General features: G+C 26.6%; 1 protein-coding gene. It reads right to left on the reverse strand.

Annotated features, from left to right (window positions below; genetic code table 4):
* Positions 1-548: hypothetical protein (locus C4B24_RS05155; protein WP_168388394.1), on the reverse strand; the 548-nt coding region annotated here is incomplete at both ends.

The raw sequence follows: 548 nt of genomic DNA on the forward strand, positions 1-548 counted from the left end.
AATGCTAATTATACTTTTTTGTTTCTTTGCTACTTTTTTCGATAAAACCATATATGAAAAATAAGGGTTAAGAATAAGTTTTTTAGCTGGATTTTTCTTTAAAATATTAGATAACGTTATTTTGACTGTTAAAATATTTTTAATACTAGAAAATAAACCTCTCCCTCTTGCTAATGGCATAAATATTTGATTAATCCTTGGATCAATAACTTTTTTTACTGCAACCTTATTATTTGTCATCGTATAAATTCAATTAATTTTTTTATATCCAGCCTTTAATATGGTATCAACTAAATATTTATTATATTCTGTAACACCACCAAGTGAATAATAATCATTAACAACGAAAATGTTAATAGTTTCATCTGGCGTTGCAGAATTAGCTATCTTTAATTTTTCGTCATATTCATAACTACTTAAATTAGCGTCAAACGCCTCTATATGCATTGGTTCATCACCATACATTGGTCTAACCTCAAATCCAATACTTTCTTCAAATGATGCTTTAAATTGCTCGGATGGTACATATAATTCGTATCCAATAAATT

Origin of the sequence: Mycoplasma marinum, from assembly GCF_004335975.1 — a bacterium.
Lineage (GTDB): Bacteria > Bacillota_I > Bacilli_A > Mycoplasmatales > Metamycoplasmataceae > Mycoplasma_K > Mycoplasma_K marinum.